The organism is Clavibacter sp. CT19 (assembly GCF_027858075.1).
In the GTDB taxonomy this organism is placed as follows: Bacteria; Actinomycetota; Actinomycetes; order Actinomycetales; family Microbacteriaceae; genus Clavibacter; species Clavibacter tessellarius_A.
This window is the reverse complement of sequence record NZ_JAQHYR010000006.1, coordinates 90,380-106,299: the sequence shown is the minus strand read 5'-3', so window position 1 is coordinate 106,299 and position 15,920 is coordinate 90,380. Positions and strand designations below refer to the sequence as shown.

Annotated in this window: 18 protein-coding genes; 10 read left to right on the top strand and 8 right to left on the bottom strand. The window is 74.2% G+C overall.

The window, feature by feature from the left end:
* Positions 1 to 37 precede the first annotated feature (37 nt).
* Positions 38 to 1,006 (bottom strand): nuclear transport factor 2 family protein, encoded by a 969-nt coding sequence (locus PED38_RS08830; protein ID WP_063070864.1) that lies wholly within the window; start codon positions 1,004 to 1,006, stop codon positions 38 to 40.
* Positions 1,007 to 1,340: 334 nt separating this feature from the next.
* On the bottom strand, positions 1,341 to 2,033 hold the full coding sequence (locus PED38_RS08825; RefSeq protein ID WP_063072111.1) for a hypothetical protein: 693 nt from the start codon (positions 2,031 to 2,033) through the stop codon (positions 1,341 to 1,343).
* A gap of 316 nt (positions 2,034 to 2,349) precedes the next feature.
* Here PED38_RS08825 and dnaK point away from each other — a divergent pair, with 316 nt between their 5' ends.
* From dnaK to PED38_RS08795, 6 genes are all read left to right on the top strand, one after another.
* Positions 2,350 to 4,221: a molecular chaperone DnaK gene (gene dnaK / locus PED38_RS08820; RefSeq protein WP_063072110.1), complete on the top strand. Its 1,872-nt coding sequence runs from the start codon at positions 2,350 to 2,352 to the stop codon at positions 4,219 to 4,221.
* A complete protein-coding gene (locus tag PED38_RS08815) occupies positions 4,218 to 4,886 on the top strand; it encodes a nucleotide exchange factor GrpE (RefSeq protein WP_063072109.1) in 669 nt (222 codons plus the stop codon). Before dnaK ends, PED38_RS08815 begins: the two co-directional genes overlap by 4 nt.
* Before the next feature lie 117 nt (positions 4,887 to 5,003).
* Entirely contained in the window at positions 5,004 to 6,017 is a 1,014-nt protein-coding gene (locus PED38_RS08810; RefSeq protein WP_270980903.1) for a DnaJ C-terminal domain-containing protein, read from the top strand.
* Positions 6,018 to 6,036: 19 nt separating this feature from the next.
* On the top strand, positions 6,037 to 6,492 hold the full coding sequence (locus PED38_RS08805) for a heat shock protein transcriptional repressor HspR (RefSeq protein WP_063072114.1): 456 nt from the start codon (positions 6,037 to 6,039) through the stop codon (positions 6,490 to 6,492).
* Positions 6,489 to 7,718 carry a class I SAM-dependent methyltransferase gene (locus PED38_RS08800; RefSeq protein ID WP_270980902.1) on the top strand — a complete coding sequence of 410 codons (1,230 nt, stop codon included), beginning with the start codon at positions 6,489 to 6,491 and terminating at the stop codon, positions 7,716 to 7,718. The genes PED38_RS08805 and PED38_RS08800 overlap by 4 nt, the downstream gene beginning before the upstream one ends.
* A gap of 42 nt (positions 7,719 to 7,760) precedes the next feature.
* Complete coding sequence (locus PED38_RS08795) at positions 7,761 to 8,201, top strand: YdeI/OmpD-associated family protein (protein WP_270980901.1); 441 nt, start codon at positions 7,761 to 7,763, stop codon at positions 8,199 to 8,201.
* A gap of 23 nt (positions 8,202 to 8,224) precedes the next feature.
* Here PED38_RS08795 and PED38_RS08790 read toward each other — a convergent pair whose 3' ends face one another.
* The 6 genes from PED38_RS08790 to PED38_RS08765 all read right to left on the bottom strand — a co-directional run bounded on the left by PED38_RS08790 (position 8,225) and on the right by PED38_RS08765 (position 12,156).
* Positions 8,225 to 8,437 carry a helix-turn-helix domain-containing protein gene (locus PED38_RS08790; RefSeq protein WP_270980900.1) on the bottom strand — a complete coding sequence of 71 codons (213 nt, stop codon included), beginning with the start codon at positions 8,435 to 8,437 and terminating at the stop codon, positions 8,225 to 8,227.
* Entirely contained in the window at positions 8,413 to 8,832 is a 420-nt protein-coding gene (locus tag PED38_RS08785; protein ID WP_063072105.1) for a BLUF domain-containing protein, read from the bottom strand. Before PED38_RS08785 ends, PED38_RS08790 begins: the two co-directional genes overlap by 25 nt.
* 101 nt (positions 8,833 to 8,933) lie before the next feature.
* The gene (locus PED38_RS08780) at positions 8,934 to 9,662 is read right to left on the bottom strand and encodes a 2'-5' RNA ligase family protein (RefSeq protein ID WP_063072104.1); all 729 of its coding nucleotides are present in this window, start codon (positions 9,660 to 9,662) and stop codon (positions 8,934 to 8,936) included.
* Between the two features lie 193 nt (positions 9,663 to 9,855).
* Positions 9,856 to 10,443, bottom strand: coding sequence for an alpha/beta hydrolase (locus PED38_RS08775; protein ID WP_270980899.1), 588 nt, complete (start codon positions 10,441 to 10,443; stop codon positions 9,856 to 9,858).
* A gap of 85 nt (positions 10,444 to 10,528) precedes the next feature.
* Positions 10,529 to 11,557, bottom strand: a complete 1,029-nt coding sequence (locus PED38_RS08770) for a LacI family DNA-binding transcriptional regulator (protein ID WP_063072102.1) — start codon at positions 11,555 to 11,557, stop codon at positions 10,529 to 10,531.
* A 245-nt stretch (positions 11,558 to 11,802) separates the two neighbouring features.
* A complete protein-coding gene (locus PED38_RS08765; protein ID WP_270980898.1) occupies positions 11,803 to 12,156 on the bottom strand; it encodes a hypothetical protein in 354 nt (117 codons plus the stop codon).
* Between the two features lie 275 nt (positions 12,157 to 12,431).
* On the opposite strand from PED38_RS08765, the gene PED38_RS08760 reads away from it, so the two are divergent.
* From PED38_RS08760 to PED38_RS08745, 4 genes are all read left to right on the top strand, one after another.
* Positions 12,432 to 13,463: a hydrolase gene (locus PED38_RS08760; RefSeq protein WP_270980897.1), complete on the top strand. Its 1,032-nt coding sequence runs from the start codon at positions 12,432 to 12,434 to the stop codon at positions 13,461 to 13,463.
* Positions 13,464 to 13,505: 42 nt separating this feature from the next.
* Complete coding sequence (locus tag PED38_RS08755) at positions 13,506 to 13,922, top strand: GNAT family N-acetyltransferase (protein ID WP_270980896.1); 417 nt, start codon at positions 13,506 to 13,508, stop codon at positions 13,920 to 13,922.
* Positions 13,923 to 14,018: 96 nt separating this feature from the next.
* Positions 14,019 to 14,930 (top strand): ABC transporter ATP-binding protein, encoded by a 912-nt coding sequence (locus PED38_RS08750; RefSeq protein ID WP_270980895.1) that lies wholly within the window; start codon positions 14,019 to 14,021, stop codon positions 14,928 to 14,930.
* Entirely contained in the window at positions 14,927 to 15,916 is a 990-nt protein-coding gene (locus PED38_RS08745; RefSeq protein ID WP_081235061.1) for an iron-siderophore ABC transporter substrate-binding protein, read from the top strand. Before PED38_RS08750 ends, PED38_RS08745 begins: the two co-directional genes overlap by 4 nt.
* The last annotated feature ends 4 nt before the right edge of the window (positions 15,917 to 15,920 follow it).

The following is a 15,920-nucleotide window of genomic DNA, read 5'->3' as shown; positions in this document are numbered from 1 at the left end:
GGCCGTCGGGCCGCCCCTCCTCGTGTCGTGCGTCGGATCAGCTCGCGGGCACGACGTCCCAGTGCTCGCGGATGAGGCCGTCGTCCACCCGGAAGACATCCGCCGCCAGGTAGGGGTCGTCCGCCTTCGCGCCGACCGTCTGCGAGAAGGTCCAGACCAGGTCGCCGTCGGAGATCGAGACCACCGACTGCTGCGCCGGGAACTGCGCGCCGCCGGAGAAGAACGCCTTCAGCGCCGCCGTGCCGTTCGCCGCGACGGTGTTGTGCTGGAGGTACGCCGGGTCGAACGAGCGGTCGAGCACGCTCGGGTCGTGGTCCTTGAAGAGGGTGTCGTAGGCGCCCACGGCCAGCTGCCGGTTCGCCTCCTCCTGCTGCTCGGTGGGCTCGGCGCTGCCGCCCTTGCCCTTGTAGAGGTCGCTGAACATGGTGTTCGTGTTGCCGCTCGCGGGCTTGCCCTGCGGGACCGGCTGGTCGAACGCCCAGTGCTCGGTGACCTTGCCGCCGGCGAGGCGGAACAGGTCGATGGCGGCCTCGCCGGTGCGCTCGTCGTCCGGGTTCGCGGTGATCTGCCAGTGCACGGCCACGAGGTCGCCGTCGGCGCCGATGTGCTTGACGACGGCCTTCGCGCCGGGCACCCGGGCGTGCGCCTGCACGAACTCGTCGAGCAGGCCGCCGGGGCCCGCCTTCGAGCCGTGCGAGGTGGCGTCGGGGGCCACGGCCGCGACGACCGCGGACTGAGCGGCCTCGCTGGTCGGATCGGGGAACGCGGCCGCGATCAGCTTCGAGACGGCGTCCGCGTTGGCGTCCTCCGTGTCGGAGTCGGCGCGATCGGCCGTGGTGCCGCCGGATCCCGCGGGAGCGGTGGCGACGACGGGGGTGGCATCGGTGGGGGTGTCGGCGGAGGCCGCGGTGGATCCGGCAGCCTGGCAGCCGGCGAGGACGACGACGCCAGCGAGCGCGGCGGTGCCGCGCGCGAGCAGGGACACGGGAGTTCGTTGAATGCTCATGCATCCACGATGGGGGTGGTGGCTGGGAAGCTCCGATGTGCATGGATGGCACGCTGATCGGGCTCTCCTGTTATGCGCACGCGTCCTCCGGCGAGGGGACGGGCCGCGGGCGGACAGCCGCCCCGCCGGATCCCCGCTCCGTTCCGAAGTCCGTGCACCGGGACCCGAGTCGCCCGGCAGGGGCCCCCTCGCCGCGCATGCGAGGGGGCTTCCCTGCGCGCGGCGGCCGGGCGGCGGGGCGCCGCGCGCAGGGCGCCGGGCGCACGACGAACGGCCCGGCGTCGTGGGCCGGGCCGTTCCTGGTGGTGCTCCCGGGGTCGAGCCCGGGTGGGTGCTACTTGGTGTTGACGGTGATCTTGGCGATGCCGACGACGAGCTTGTCGGTGACGGCGTCGGTCTTGAAGGTGCTGTTCAGCAGCGATGCGGCGTCGGGGCTGATCTTGACCGTGGTGCCCTCGAGGACGGCCTTGTCGCCCTCCATCGCGAGGGGCTTCAGGGTCGTGCCGTCGAGGTTGAAGATGTAGACGTCCTTCATGACCTCGCCGTCGCCGACCTGGACCGAGCCGGTGAGGCGGCTGGTGCCGGGGTCGATGACGAAGTCGGTGAGCTTCACGACGGTCGAGCCGGCGGTGAGGCTGATGCCGGAGCCGGAGTGGTCGATCTCGCCCTGGACGTAGGGGCGGTAGGACTGCTGCGGGTCGAAGTACTTCACGTTGCCGCCGGTGATGGGGAACGCGAGGGTGCCGGTGGCGCCGTCGAGGGTCGCGGTGCCGATGACGCCGGGGGTCAGGCCCAGGGTCGTGAGGGCGCCGGTGAAGCCGGAGTCGAGCGTGACCTTGGTGTCGACGCCGGTGAGCTTCGGGATCGTGGCGAGAGCGGTCGGGTTCGCCTCGGTCGTCGCGGTCGCGGCGGGCTTCGACGAGGAGCCGGAGTCCGCGGACTGCGGCGGCGTGGAGCAGGCGGCGAGGCCGACGACGAGGAAGCCGGCGGTGGTGAGGCCCAGGAGGGACTTCGAGATGGTGCGCATGATGGGTCCTTCGGTCGGGGCGGCCGAGCGGCCGCCGGTTGGAGTCGACAGGGCATTCGGCACCCCTCCCGAACTCGATGGGTCCGTGATGCGAACGTGACCTGATCCGCCCCCTCCTGGGAGTTGAGCCGCCTGCGCTCAGGTTCGGCGGATCCGACTTGACGCCGGCCGGGGCTCCGGTAGAGTTGAGTCATCGCGGCTCAAGTAGCACGCCGCTGACGAAGCGGCACCGCGAGCGAGACTCCGCGGGACACCCGCGTCACCCACGAAGCGACCCCGTGATCCGGGCGCCGCGGCAACAGAAGGAGAACACCCCATGGCTCGTGCAGTAGGAATCGACCTGGGTACCACCAACTCGGTGGTCTCGGTCCTGGAGGGCGGGGAGCCCACCGTCATCGCCAACGCCGAGGGCGCGCGCACCACGCCGTCCGTCGTCGCGTTCACCAAGGACGGCGAGGTGCTGGTGGGCGAGACCGCCAAGCGCCAGAACGTCACCAACGTCGACCGCACCATCTCGTCGGTCAAGCGCCACATGGGCACCGACTGGACCGTCGGCATCGACGACAAGAAGTACACGTCGCAGGAGCTGTCCGCCCGCATCCTCGGCAAGCTCAAGCGCGACGCCGAGCAGTACCTGGGCGATTCGGTGACCGACGCGGTCATCACCGTCCCCGCGTACTTCAACGACGCCGAGCGCCAGGCCACGAAGGAGGCCGGCGAGATCGCGGGCCTCAACGTGCTCCGCATCATCAACGAGCCCACCGCGGCGGCCCTCGCCTACGGCCTCGACCGGGGCAAGGAGGACGAGCTCATCCTCGTCTTCGACCTCGGCGGCGGCACGTTCGACGTCTCCCTCCTCGAGGTGGGCAAGGACGACGACTTCAGCACCATCCAGGTCCGCTCCACCGCGGGCGACAACCGCCTCGGCGGCGACGACTGGGACCAGCGCATCGTCGACCACCTCGTCAAGCGCTTCAAGGAGTCGACGGGCGTCGACGTCTCGAACGACAAGATCGCCAAGCAGCGCCTCAAGGAGGCCGCGGAGCAGGCGAAGAAGGAGCTCAGCTCCTCCACCAGCACGAGCATCCAGCTGCCCTACCTCTCCCTCACGGAGAACGGCCCGGCCAACCTCGACGAGACGCTCACCCGCGCCAAGTTCGAGGAGCTCACGAACGACCTGCTCGAGCGCACCCGCAAGCCCTTCGAGGACGTCATCCGCGAGGCGGGCGTCTCGGTCGGCGACGTGGCCCACGTGGTCCTCGTCGGCGGATCCACCCGCATGCCCGCCGTCGTCGACCTCGTGAAGAAGCTCACGGGCGGCAAGGAGCCCAACAAGGGCGTCAACCCGGACGAGGTCGTCGCCGTCGGCGCCGCGCTCCAGGCCGGCGTGCTGAAGGGCGAGCGCAAGGACGTCCTCCTCATCGACGTCACCCCCCTGAGCCTCGGCATCGAGACCAAGGGCGGCATCATGACCAAGCTCATCGAGCGCAACACGGCCATCCCGACCAAGCGCAGCGAGACCTTCACCACGGCCGACGACAACCAGCCGTCCGTGGCGATCCAGGTCTTCCAGGGCGAGCGCGAGTTCACCCGCGACAACAAGAACCTCGGCACCTTCGAGCTCACCGGCATCGCGCCGGCCCCGCGCGGGATCCCGCAGGTCGAGGTCACCTTCGACATCGACGCCAACGGCATCGTGCACGTGTCCGCCAAGGACAAGGGCACCGGCAAGGAGCAGTCGATGACCATCACGGGCGGATCCTCGCTCGCGAAGGAGGACATCGAGCGCATGGTGCGCGAGGCCGAGGAGCACGCGGCGGAGGACAAGACGCGCCGCGAGCAGGCCGAGGTCCGCAACAACGCGGAGCAGCTCGCCTACTCGATCGACAAGCTCATCAAGGAGAACGACGACAAGCTCCCCGAGGACGTCAAGTCCGAGGTCCAGGGCGACGTCGACGGCCTGAAGAGCGCCCTCGCGGGCGACGACGAGGCCGCGGTCAAGACCGCGTTCGACAAGCTCTCCGCGAGCCAGACCAAGCTCGGCGAGGCCATCTACGCGCAGGGCCAGCAGGAGCAGGCCGCGGGCCAGACCCCGGAGGGCGCGCCCGAGGCGAAGAAGGACGACGAGGACATCGTCGACGCCGAGGTCGTGGACGAGGACGAGCAGGACAAGAAGACCGACCGATGACCGAGGACACCGCGAACGGCGAGGGCCGCGTGCCCGAGGACGCCACGCCCGAGGACGAGGGGGCCGAGCAGTCGGCCCCCGCGGCCCCGGCCGGGTCTGACGCCACGGCGGATCAGGCGGCCGACGCGGCCTCCGTCCCCGGCGTGGACGGCGCGTTCGTCGAGGCCGAGGGCCCCGACGTCGAGACGACCGACGCCATGGACGAGGAGCTCCAGGACCTCATCGAGCAGACCCGGGCGGAGCCCGTCGAGGGCGACTCCGAGCACCTCGCGGACCTGAAGCGCGTCACCGCCGAGTACGCCAACTACCGCAAGCGCACCGAGGCCAACCGCGAGATCGAGCGCCAGCGCGCGGTCGGCGACGTGGTGAAGGGCATCCTCCCGGTGCTCGACGACCTCGACCGCGCCGAGAAGCACGGCGACCTCGCGGAGGGCGGACCGCTCACCGCGATCGTCGCCAAGCTGCGGACGAACGTGGAGCGCATCGGGCTGGTGAAGGTCGGCGCCGTGGGCGACGCCTTCGACCCGCAGGTGCACGAGGCGATCTTCCAGAAGCCGAACCCCGAGGTCCAAGTGGACACCGTGGCGGACGTCGTCGAGAGTGGCTACTACATCGGCGAGACGCTGCTGCGGGCCGCGAAGGTCGTCGTCGACAAGCCGGAGTAGCGCCATCAACCGCAGCATCGATCCGGCTGCACCCACCCCGGTCCGGGCGTCCGCACGCGCGGGCGCCCGGACCGGGTCGTGCGGCCCCCACCACGAGAAGAAGAAGGGAGGCGTCTGATGGCCAGCCAGGACTGGTTCGACAAGGACTTCTACAAGGTCCTCGGAGTGTCCAAGGACGTCTCGGAGGCCGACCTGAAGAAGGCCTACCGCAAGCTCGCGCGGCAGTACCACCCGGACAGCAACCCGGATCCGTCGGCCGAGGCGCGCTTCAAGGAGATCAGCGCTGCCAACGCCGTGCTGTCCGACAAGGAGCAGCGCCGCGAGTACGACCAGATGCGCGCGATGGGATCCGGCGCTCGCTTCAGCGCGCCCGGCGCCGGTGCGCAGGGCGGCGGCTTCGAGGACGTGTTCGGCGGCATGTTCGGCCAGCAGGCCGGCGGCCGCGGCCGGCGCGCGGCCGGGTTCGGATCCGGCCAGCCGCAGTACAGCCAGGGCGGGTTCGAGGACATCCTCGGCGGCATGTTCGGCAACGGCGGCTTCGGCCAGTCGACCGGCGGCTACCGCGGCTACGGCGCACCCACCAAGGGCCGCGACGTGACGGCGTCCACCACGATCGACTTCCTCACCGCCGTGCAGGGCGACGTCGTGCGCCTGCAGGACTCCGACGGCCGCCCCCTCACGGTGCGCGTGCCGGCCGGGGTCACCGACGGGCAGAAGATCCGGCTCGCCGGCAAGGGCGAGCCGTCGGGCGACGGCGGCGCGGCGGGCGACATCATCCTCACGGTCCACGTGCGACCGCACCCCGTGTTCGAGCGCGACGGGCTGAACCTGCGGGTCAACGTGCCCGTGACGTTCCCCGAGGCCGCGCTCGGCGCGACCATCGAGGTGCCGACGCTCGGGGGCGACCCGGTGCGGCTCAAGGTCACGCCCGGCACGTCCAGCGGCAAGGTGCTGCGGGTCAAGGGCCGCGGCGTCACGACCGCGAAGGGCACGGGCGACCTGCTCGCGCGCATCGAGGTCGCGGTGCCGTCGCGCCTCACCGACGCGCAGCGCGTGGCGCTCGACGCGTTCGCCAGCTCGGGTCCCGTCGAGGACCCGCGCGCCGACCTCATCGAGCGGGCCAGGAGCTGACGTGGATCCCCGCGACGCGATGGACGAGGACGCCCCCGTCTTCGTGATCTCCGTGGCGGCGGAGCTCTCGGGCATGCACCCGCAGACGCTCCGGCAGTACGACCGCCTCGGGCTCGTGTCGCCCACCCGCACGGCCGGGAGAAGCCGCCGCTACTCGATGCGCGACATCGTGCAGCTGCGGGAGGTCGCCCGGCTGGGCGCGGAGGGCGTGAGCCTGGAGGGGATCGCCCGGATCCTCGAGCTGGAGAACCAGGTGTCCGAGCTCCGCGGCCGCGTGCGCCAGCTCGAGTCCGCGCTCGCGGACGAGCTGCTCTCCCGGCCCGGCCGCCGCGTGTTCGCGGCCCGCGGCGACGGCGACGTGGTGTCGCTGCGCGCGGGCGTGCGCCCCTCGCGGCAGACCGAGGTCGTGCTGTACCGCGCGGCGCTGGCCCGCCCCGGCGACGACCGGGACGCCGGCGGGCGCGACGCGCGGTGACCGACGCCACGGGATCGGCGGCGACCGCCGCCGACGACCTCCTCGACCTGGGCGCGCTCCGGCGCCGGCCCGACGTCGAGGCCGAGAACCTCTTCGCGGCCGACGCCGCGGATCGCCTGCTCCTCGACGAGCTGCTGGCGCTCCTCGCCGACGCGGCCGCGGCCGGTCGGCCCCTCGCGGCCGACGAGGTCGTGGTGATCGGCGACCAGTACGGCGCCCTGGCGCTCGGGGCCGCCGCGGCGCTCCGGCGGGCCGGGGCGGCGGATCCGATGCGGATCCGCGTGCACCAGGACGCCCTCGTCTCCGAGACGGCGCTCGACCTCAACGCCCGCGACCTCGGCGAGACGGCCGCGTTCGCGCACCACGGGCTCGACGACGCCCTCGCGGCCGGCGCACGGGTCGTCGTCGCCCGCCTGCCGCGCAGCCTCGACGCGCTCGACGAGTGGGCCGGTGCGGTCGCGCGCACGGCGGCGGACGACGTCACCGTGCTCGCGGGCGGGCGGATCAAGCACATGGCGCCCGCGATGACCGACGTGCTCCGCCGGCGCTTCGGCGACGTGCACGCGACGCTCGCGCGGCAGAAGTCGCGCGTGCTCGTGGCGCGCGGGCCCGTCCGCGACGCCGCGGCCGACGCCTTCCCGCGCCGCGAGTCGCACCCCGACCTCGGCCTCGAGGTGCGCGCGCACGGCGCCGCCTTCGCGGGTGCGCGCATCGACATCGGCACGCGCTTCCTCCTGTCCTTCCTGCCGGACCTCCTGCCCGACGCGCGCACCGCGGTCGACCTCGGCTGCGGCACCGGCGTCCTCGCTTCGGCGGTCGCGCTCGCCCGGCCGGACCTGCGCGTGATCGCGACGGACCAGTCGTGGGCCGCCGTCGCGTCGGCCCGCGCCACCGTCGCCGCGAACGGGCTGGGGGAGCGGGTGACCGTGGTGCGCGACGACGCGGGATCGACCGTGCCCGACGGATCCGCCGACCTCGTGCTCCTCAACCCGCCGTTCCACACGGGCGCGACCGTGCACGCCGGCCTCGCCGAGCGCCTCTTCCGGTCCGCCGCCCGCATGCTGCGCCCGGGCGGCGAGCTCTGGACCGTCTACAACAGCCCGCTCGGCTACCGGCCGCAGCTCACGCGGCTCGTCGGGCCGACCCGCGAGGCGGGACGGAACGCGAAGTTCACGGTCGCCGTCTCGACGCGGGCGGATCCTCAGGTCCTATCCTCGGGGCCATAGCCGGCGAGCCGCGCCGCGCCGCCCGCTCACCGAGGAACCGCCATGCCCACCTTCCGCACACGCGTCCTGCAGGCCCGCGTGAACGCGACGGGGCTGCCCGTGCCGCCCGAGGCGCTCGAGGAGCTGGGCGCCGGGAAGCGGCCGGCCGTGGTCGTGACCGTCGCGGGGTACTCCTACCGCACGACCGTCGGCACCATGGGCGGGCAGCACCTGCTGCCGCTGAGCGCCGCGCATCGCGCCGCCTCGGGGATCGCCGCCGACGACGAGGTCGAGGTCACGATCGAGCTCGACGCCGTGCCGCGCGAGGCCGTGCTCCCCGAGGAGGTCGCCGCCGCCCTCGCCGCGGAGCCCGCCCTGGCCGAGGCGTTCGCCGCCCTGTCGTCGAGCCGGCAGCGGGCGCTCATGGATCCGATCGGCGAGGCGAAGACGGAGGAGACCCGCGCCCGCCGGGTGCAGAAGGCGCTGGCGGCGCTGCGCGGCTGACGCACCTGCCGCCGCTGCGCGCATCACGACGACGGCGGATCCAGCACCAGCAGCTCGCCGATCTCGCACTCGAGCGCGCGGCACACCGCCACGATCGTGGAGTAGCGCACCGCCCGCGCCCGGTCGTCCTTCAGAACCGACAGGTTCGCCTGGCTGACTCCGAGGATCGCGTTGAGCCGCGTGAGCGTCATGCCGCGCGCGGTGAGCAGGATCAGACCGGGTGCGAGCGGAACCACTCCAGGAGCCAGCGGGCCCGCGACGGCGCGTCGGGGCGGGCGGCCGCCTCCGCCGGGCGGTCGAGGAAGTCGTCGTAGCCCTCGAGGCGGGCGACCATCGCGTCGTCGACCGTGCGGAACGCCATCTTCCAGGCCGGGAAGGCCCGCTCGGCGATGGGCTCGTCGAGCAGCAGGCGGACCTCGGAGTGCCGGGTGTCGGCGGCGATGACGGAGAACACGTCCCGCACCGCGTCGTCGGGCCCCTCGAGCACCTGCATGAAGCGGCCGTCCCGGTGCAGGAGCATGCCGGTGAGCCCGGACCGCTCGTTGTTGCGGACGCACTGGCGCAGGAGCTCCGCCAGGTCGTCGTCGGTCAGGTCCCGCGTGGCGGTGCTGGTGTAGACGGTCGTGCGCATGGATCCCCCTCGTGCCTCCCGTCCATCCTCGCGCGTCGCGAGGCCGATCGGGGGCACCGGCGCCTCCGCGGTGCGCCGCGGGGACAGCGGAGGGCGCCGGATCAGCGCGCCGTGCCGCCGAGGGTCCAGGTGCGCACGTGCTCCCAGGTGAGCGTCGTCCACCAGCGGCCCGACCAGTCGGGGCTCGCCGTGCGGTACATGATCACCGTGTCGCCCAGGAAGCCCTCGGGCACGGGCTGCTCGAGCCCGCGGATGAAGTCGCCGACCTCGTCGTGCAGATCCGGGCGCACGCAGAGGTCGTGCGAGGCGAGCGAGAGGTGGGCGCGGAAGCGCGCGGGGTCGAAGGTGTGCTGCTCGGGCGAGTTCATCGGTCGGCGGAACGGGGCGACGACGCGGTCGATGTCGGCCGCGAGGGCCAGGAGCTCGGCGTTCTGCGAGCCGTCGGGCCGCTCGTCGACGTCGTAGACGAAGCCGAACCCCTGCTCGCGGACGCCGGCGTTGTGCACCGGGAACGCGGGACGGTCGGCGAGGAGCTCGGTGACCGCCTCGATCACCCGGGCCTCGTCGTGCCCGAACGGCTGGCTGCCGATGAGGGTGGCGTGCGGCGGGAAGGCGCCCGCGGAGACGAGGCCGTACTGCGCGCGGAGCTGGTCGGTGACCGCGGTGACGGCGCGGCAGGTGCGCGGGTCGGGGCGCAGGAAGATCCCGTAGCGGTAGGGGTCGCTGTCGTCGCGGGGGAGCAGCGACGGGCGCATGTCGACGCGGCCGGCCGCGGCGGGGGCGACGTCGGGTTCGGCGATGTCGAAGGCGTTCGGGTCGTCGTGGTCCATGCGGATCCTCCTGCAGTGCGGTCCGGGCGATGGGAACGTTCCCACCGCGACGGACACGGTGCCACATCCGCGGTCGGCGGGGAAGTCCGCGAGGTGAACGGGGGATGGACGGCGGGTGCGGCGGCCGGCTGACGCCGGCCGTGACGCGGTCCCAGCGCCGCGGAGGCGGACCCCGGATCTCGGACGGTCGCGGTCAGACGGCAGCGGCGATGAGCGCAGCCGTGGCCGCGGGGTGCGTGAGCGGGAAGAGGTGGCCTCCGGGCGCGTGGACGACGCGCGCGCCGAGATGCCGTGCCAGACGGAGCTGGTCGTCGTATCGGCGGTCCGCCCGCGCGACGACCACGACGATCGACCTCGGCCCGCGGGCGGGCGCGGGTGCGCGGCGGAGACGGTCGGCGACGGCGTCGAGGTCCAGCGGCGCTCCCGTCGGCGCGCGGAGCCCGTTACGGCGGAAGGCCGCGCGCCGGAGGGCGTGGGAGACGACGCCGCGGACCACGGGGATCCGGGCCGTCGCCCGCGAGGCCGCCCGCAGGAGGGGTTCCGCGGGGCGCCGCCGCGGCACGCTCGGCGCCAGCAGCACGAGGCGCTCGCGCGTGCTCGTCGGCCCGCCGAGCGCCGTGAGGGCGCCGCGCGAGTGCGCGACCACGAGCTCGGACGGGAGGGTCGCGTCGGCGGCGAGGAGGTCGCGGAGCGCGCGGTAGTCGGCGACCGGGAGGGGGAAGCCGGGATGGAAGACGGGGGCGGGCGGCCGGAGCGCGTCGGGATCGTCGTGCACGGTCATCCACCTCCTCCCTCCGCGGATCCCGTGGGTGTGCGCCACCCTCTCGCGGCGTCGACCGCGACGCCCGACGCGGAACCGCGACGGATCAGCCGCGGACGCGGACCGCCGTGCGTCCCGGGATCAGCTCGCCGTCGACCGCCGTGTGGCAGGTGCCCGAGACGGTGCCGTCGATGCGGTCCACCACGGCGTCGACCGCGAGCGTGCCGATCACCGGGATCGGCTGGCGCCACGACGTGAAGCCCAGCAGCTCGCTCGTGAAGGGCGGCAGGCCGTCGTACCCGGTGACGGAGATGCCGTCGGGGGCGGTGACGCCGCGACGGCCGAGGCCGTCGAGGATCGCGAGGGCCCAGACGTCGCTCGGCGCCATGACGGCCGTGATCCCGCCCGCGTCCACGAGCGCCTGGGCGACGCCGTCCGCGCCGTCCAGGTGGCCGTCGGCGTGGTCGTCCGCGCGCACGTGCACCGCGTCGAGGCCCAGTGCGCGGAGCCGGTCGAGCATCGCGTGCGTGCGCGCCGAGATGGTGAGCGAGAGGCGCGGGCTGAGGGTCACGACGGCGATCCGGCGGTGGCCGAGCGACGCCACGTGGTCGGCGAGGCCGTGTCCGCCCGTGGTCTCGTCGCAGTAGACGCTGCTGAGCGCTGGGTCGACCTCGGGGCGGCCGGCGACGACCGTGGGGATCCGGCGGGCCGAGGGCAGGATGTCCTCCACCGGCAGCGCGCCGCTGCAGACGACGAGGCCCTCCACCCGCAGCGACACCAGCGTCTCGAGGGCCTTGCGCTCCTCCTGCACGTCGAAGGCGCCGAAGCCCGTGGCCGTGACGACGCGGTACCCGCGCTCGGATGCACGCTGCTGCAGGGCCGTGAGCAGGTGCCCGTAGAACGGGGTGGACGCGTCGCGCACCAGCACCCCGAGCGTGTGCGTGCGATGCGCGGACATGCCGCGCGCGTGGGCGTTCGGCACGTAGCCGATCTCGTCGGCGGCGGCGCGGACGGTCACCTGCGTGGCGGCGGCGACGCCGGGGGAGCCGGAGAGCGCGCGGGACACGACCGACTTGGAGACGCCGGCGCGCGCGGCGACGTCGTGGATGGTGGGGGCGGCGTCCGGGCGCCTCATGCGCGGGGCCCCTCGGTGCAGCGCCTCGACGCGGGCCCGGGCGCTGATGCGGGCGCGGGTGGGAGCGCGATCTCGGAAGCGGTCCGGTGGGCGGGGTCGGAGGGCACGGGTACACGGTAGCGACGCGCGCGCGGTGGGAGGCGCTGCGGCGTCGCGGGTCGTGCGGGATGCGTGGGTCGTGCGCGATGCGCGCGATGCGCAGGTGACGCGGGATGCAGGGATGGCACGGGGTGGCGGGGCGGGTGTCAGCGGGGGAGGTCGGTGCCGGGGGCGTCGCGCGCGTCCGCGGCAGGAGCCGAGGCGGACGGGGCGGCGGTGGTCTCGGTGCCCGCGGCATCGTCGTCGGCTGCTGGCGTCGCGGCGCGTGGCGTCACGGCGGGCGGCAGGGGCAGGCCCGTGGCGCTGGCCCCGAGGCGGCGGCCGATCGCACGGCACACGGGGGCGACCAGGTCGATGAGGCGCGGCGGCGCTCCGGCCTCGGCCTGCCGACGCGCGTCGTGCAGCGGGTCGTCGTCGGCGGGATCGCCCGGCCACGTGTCGTGCAGCGCGCGGAGGCGCTCCTGGAGGAGGTCGTCGTCGCGGTCCGGGCTGCTCAGCACGATCCGCGTGCTCCCGTGGCGTGGCCCGGTCGCGGATCCGGCGCGGCGGGCCGGGGCGGGCCCGAGCGTGCAGGGCGCGCGGGGTGTCGGGCGGCGTGCGGGAGCGGGACGGACGGCATGAGACCTCGCGGTGCGGATCGACGGGCGGTCGCACGAGGGTACGGCGCCCGCGGATCCGGCCGGTCGGCTCCTGCACATGCGGCGGGGGCGCGGATCCGTCCCGCACGTCGCCGCCGCGCGCGGGAGGCGGTGCGGCCGCGGCCTACGCTCGCCCCATGACCCCCTCGCGCCCGGCCCGCCGGCCCGCCCCCGCGGACGGCGTCTGGCGCGTCCGCGAGCTGCGGCTCGAGCGCCGGCACCGGGAGGTCGCGGTGCGGATCTCCGGCGGCGCCGTCGCGCTGGCCGACCCGGGGGAGCCCGTGCTCGGTCGCCTCGACCTGGCCATCAGCGACGGCGTCCACGACCGGCACGTGCACCTCGGCCTGGTGGACCACGCGGCGCTCGCCGCGTCGCCCGTCACGTCGGTGGTGGATCTCGGGTGGGATCCGGCGGAGATCGCTCGCATCGCGGCCTGCCCTCCCGGCGGCGTGGCCGTCCACTATGCGGGTCCGTTCCACACCGCCGTCGGGGGTTACCCGTCGGATCGGCCGTGGGCGCCTGCCGCCGCCGTGCGCGAGGTGGCCCGCGCGGAGGACGCGCCCCGGGCGGTCGCGGAGGCGAGGGCCGGCGGATCCGGGGTGCTCAAGATCGTCCTCCACGACGGCGGGCCGCTCCTGACGGACGACGTGCTGGTCGCGCTCATCGAGGCCGCGCAGGCCGCCGGGCTGCGGGCCGCCGTGCACGCCGAGGGCGCAGGGCAGGCGATGCGTGCGGTCCGCGCGGGGGCCGATGCGCTCGTGCACGTGCCGTGGACCGAGCGGCTCGACGACCGCGCGCTCCGGGAGTCGGCCGCCCGCGACGTGCTCTGGATCTCGACCCTCGCCATCCACGAGGGCGCCGACCTCGCTGCGGCCCTCGACAACGCCCGGCGGTACCGGGGGCTCGGCGGCCGCGTCGCCTACGGCACCGACCTCGGCAACGGCGACCAGCCGCTGGGGCTCCGCGCGCGCGAGGTCGCGCTCCTCGGCGAGGCCGGCCTCCGCGGCGACGCGCTGCTCGATGCGGTGCTGGGGAGCGCGCCGGGCGGGATCGCGCACGCGCTGGCGAGTGCGGATCCGCTTCCCGACGCCGCCGACGCGACCCCCGACGACCTCGTCCGCTGGCTGCGCGGCGCGCACCGGCTCGGCGCGGCCGACCCGACCGGCTGATCCGACCAACGCCCGACCGACGCCTGTCGCTAGCGTCGGAGCATGCCCGCGAGCTTCGCCGTCACGTCCGACACCGACAGGATCGACCGCGCTCGCGTCCACCGCTGGCTGAGCGAGCAGGCCTACTGGGCGATCGGTCGTAGCCGTGCGACCCAGGACGCGGCGATCGACGGGTCGCGCAACTACGGCGTCCACGACACGGAGACGGGCGAGCAGGTCGCCTACGCGCGCGTGGTCACGGACGGCGTCACCTTCGCCTGGCTCTGCGACGTGTTCGTGGCGTCTGAGATCCGCGGCCGGGGCGTCGGGCGGATGCTGGTGTCCGGCGTGATCGCCGACCTGGAGCCGCTCGGCCTCGCCCGGATCCTGCTCTCGACGTCGGACGCGCACGACCTGTACGCGCAGAGCGGGTTCGTGCCGCTCGCGGATCCGACGCGGATGATGGCCCGCTTCGGCTGACCGCCCGCCACCCGGAGGCGCGCGGCCGATGTGCGGACGGGCTCCCGACCATCACGGCTTGTCGCTACGGCTGAGGTTAGGCTAACCTCACCTATCGTGACCTCCGCCGCCTCGACCGTCCCGATCCCGCGCGCCGCCGAGCCCGCGGCGGAGCGGGAGGGGACGCGCGCGGCGACGCCGGGATCCGCCCTCGCGGCCCGCGACATCACCATCGCGTACGGCGACACGGCGGTCGTGCACGGCGCCGACCTGGAGCTCCGGCCCGGCTGCGTCACCGTGCTCGTCGGCCCCAACGGCAGCGGCAAGTCGACCCTCTTGCGCACCATGGCCAGGCTCCAGGCGGCGCGCTCCGGATCCCTCGCGCTGGTCGAGGAGGAGGCCGAGACGGAGACCGACGCCCTCGACCTCTCCCTCCGCCGCTTCGCCCGCCGCGTCGCGCTCCTCACGCAGGGCCGGCCGACGCCCGGCGGCCTGAGCGTGCGCGACGTCGTCGAGTTCGGCCGCTACCCGCACCGCGGCCGGTTCGGCGGGGCGGATCCCGAGGGCCGCGCCGCCGTGGATCGCGCCCTCGACCTCACGGGCCTCGTCCCCCTCGCCGACCGCGGCGTCGACCAGCTCTCCGGCGGCCAGCTCCAGCGCGTCTGGCTCGCCAGCTGCCTCGCCCAGGAGACGGGCGTGCTGCTCCTCGACGAGCCCACGACGTACCTCGACCTCCGCTACCAGGTGGAGCTCCTCGACCTGGTGCGCGACCTCGCCGACGACGGCCGCATCGCCGTCGGCGTCGTCCTCCACGACCTCGATCAGGCCGCCGCGCTCGCCGACACCGTCGCGCTGCTCTCCGACGGCCGGATCGTCACGACCGGCACCCCTACCGAGGTGCTGACCCCCGACCTCCTCACCGAGGTCTACGGCATCCCCGTCGAGGTCCACGCGGACCCGACGACGGGCAGCCTGCGCACCCGCGCGGTCGCCCGCCACCACCACAGGAACGAGAGGCTCCACCCGTGATCACGAGACGACGCACCCTGGCGATGACCGCCCTCGCCGCCGCGACAGCGCTCACGCTGACCGCATGCGGCACCACGGAGGAGGCCTCCACGGACACCGGCGCGAAGCCGGCCGGGCAGGAGATCACCCTCACGGACGGCACCGGTGCCGCGGTCACGCTCGACGGGCCCGCGAAGAAGGTCGTCGGCACCGAGTGGAACGTCGTGGAGAACCTCGTGTCGCTGGGCGTGGATCCGGTCGGCGTCGCCGACGTGAAGGGCTACGGCGCCTGGTCGTCCGCCGTCCCGCTCGTGAACGAGCCCGCCGACATCGGCACGCGCGGCGAGCCGAGCGTGGAGACCATCGCGTCGCTCGCGCCCGACCTCATCGTCGCGACCGACGACCTGCCCGCGGACGCCGTCACCCAGCTCAAGGCCATCGCGCCCGTGCTCCAGGTGAAGTCGGCCGACGGCACGAAGCAGATCCAGCAGAGCGAGGACAACCTCGAGCTCATCGCGAAGGCGACCGGCACCGAGGACAAGGCGACGCAGGTCATCGGCGCGTACGACCAGGCCGTCACCGACGCCAAGGCGAAGCTCGACGCGGCGGGGCTCGCGGGCTCGAAGTTCCTGTTCGCGGACGCGTACGTGGACGCCGGCCAGGTCGCCATCCGCCCGTTCGGGAAGGGCTCGCTGGTCGGCGACGTGACCGCCGAGCTCGGCCTCGAGAACGCGTGGACCGGGGAGGTCGACCCCGCCTACGGCCTCGGATCCACCGACGTGGAGGGCCTCACCAAGGTCGGCGACGTGCAGTTCCTCTACAACTCGAACTCCTCGCAGGGCGACGACCCGTTCGCGTCGAACCTCGCCGGCAACGCCGTCTGGCAGTCGCTCCCGTTCGTGAAGGCCGGCGACGTGCACCGCATGCCCGAGGGCATCTGGGTGTTCGGCGGCCCCGCCTCCATGACGGCGTACGCGAAGGCGCTCGTCTCCACCCTCGCCGGCTGACCCG